Annotated in this window: 1 protein-coding gene; it reads right to left on the reverse strand. The window is 71.2% G+C overall.

Going from position 1 to position 1977, the window contains the following annotated elements:
• Positions 1-167: 167 nt before the first annotated feature.
• Positions 168-1976, reverse strand: a complete 1809-nt coding sequence (locus DD1DGNOD_RS02410; RefSeq protein WP_131769338.1) for a hypothetical protein — start codon at positions 1974-1976, stop codon at positions 168-170.
• Position 1977: the final 1 nt, after the last annotated feature.

Raw genomic sequence — 1977 nt, forward strand, 5'->3', positions numbered from 1 at the left:
CCGGATGCCCTTGTAGTCGCCGAGCGCCTCGATGACGGTGGCCGGCGCGGCCGTCACGACCCGGTCCACGGTCACCTTGATCTCTGCCACTCGATCTCCATTCATAATCATAAATAGCGCGAATTATCGGTCCCGGACCACCCGCGTCCCGCCCGGCGTGTTCGACGTTAGGGCATGCCGAGCAGCCACAGGTCCACGCCGTCGACGTGGCGTCCGGGACGGCCGGCCAGCGCGGTCAGTAACCTCACCAGTTCGTCGTGGTGGTCGCTCGGGCCGAGGACGACCGCGTCGAGGCCGAAGCGGTCGAAGGTGGCCTGCAGCCCGGGTTGCTGCAGCGTGGCGTCCGCGGTGGTACTGCCGGTCGCGACCGCGATGAGGGCCGAGTTGAGCGGGTCCACCTCCGGGTGGAAGCTGGAGCGTCCATTACGGTCGGGAACAGTGCAGTAGCAACCCGGCATGGCGAAACGGAAGCCGGCCTGTGCCTGCCAGAGCATCGCCACGTTCTGCTGCGGATACGGGTAGGGCACGACAAGCGCGGTCGACCCTTCCGGCAGGGCCTCCTTCACCTGCGAGCCGGTGAAGAAGGACGGGGTGGCCGCCGAGAAGGCAAGCAGCGTGGCCGGCAGCAGCGGAACCAGGGCGGTGACGGACACGCCGGCGGTGACAGCGCGGATCCGGGGCGGGCGTACCTGGTCCAGCCATACCGCGACCATGATGCCGGCCGCGAGCACGAGGTAGAGCGACAACCGCGACGGCAGCGCGTTGTGCAGGACCGGCCCCAGCTCCAGCACGCGCCACGGCAGGGGGATGCCCGTGTTGTGCCCGCCGACGTGCAGATGCGGGCCGAGCGACAGGACGGCGACGGCGACGCACAGCGGCGCGCACAGGGCCACCAGCCGGTTGCGGCGCAACCGCACCGCGATGAACGCGAGCAGGGCCAGCATGGGCAGGCCGAGGTAGCCGCTGACCTCCACCGCGTTGCCGGTGAACGTCAGGCTCTCGCGCACGGCGAAGTCCGGCCCGAGCGCCTGCAGGGGCGTGGGCGTGACGAACGTGAGCAGGTCGGAGACGGCGACGTCCGGCGGCTGGATCGAGCCGTGGACGCGTTGCGGGCCGAAGAACTGGGTGGCCAGCGGCCAGGCCAGCAGGGCCGTGGCGACGCCGGCGCAGACGGCGAGCCCGCGCACGGCGGCGGCCGCGCGGATGCGGACCTGGTCCCGATGCTGCAGGCACAGGATGGCGATGGCGACGACCGTGACCACCGCCGAGGTCGCCAGCACCTCCTCGCTGACCAGCGCCTGGGCGGCCACGGCCACACCGAGCAGGACGCCGGTCCGCCGGGTGCTGCGCTGCCGGACGAGCAGGTCGTCCATGAGCAGCAGCAGGATCGGGGGAAAGGGCACGAACGACAGGTGCAGGTGCCCGTAGGAGGCACCGATCATGTATGGACTGAAGCCGTAGAGCAGCCCGGCGACGGCGGCCGGCAGCGCGGCCGTCCAGCGGCGCATCGCCAGGAACATCGCCCAGCCCGACAGCGCGGGCGCCAGGGTCGTGAGCACCTGGAAGGCCACCAGCGGACCGGCCAGCGCGGTGATCGGCGTGGCCAGCACACCGAGCAGCGGCACGCCGGTGCTCCACATGATGTTGACGCCGTCCGGCACGTTCAGTAACTGCGTGACGAAGGGGTTGAGCCCGTGAGCGAGCGCGTACGGTGTCCACCCCAGGTACCAGGAGAACAGCACAGCGTCACCGCCGCCGTAGACGGTCGTTCCCAGATCGGTCCAGCCGTCGCGGAAGAGCAACGCGGACAACGCGCAGAACGCGACGAGGACGGCCAGGGCGACGGGCCACCGTCGTGTCCTCGCCAGGAGCACCTCCGGCGATCCCGCCCCCGGCCCGAGCCCCAGCCCCAGCCCCGGCGTCGGCGTCGGCGTCGAGCCGGCGTCACCAGGGGCGGTCCTGACGCCGGTACTGATC

The sequence above is a fragment of the Candidatus Protofrankia californiensis genome (assembly GCF_900634765.1).
GTDB lineage: Bacteria > Actinomycetota > Actinomycetes > Frankiales > Frankiaceae > Protofrankia > Protofrankia californiensis.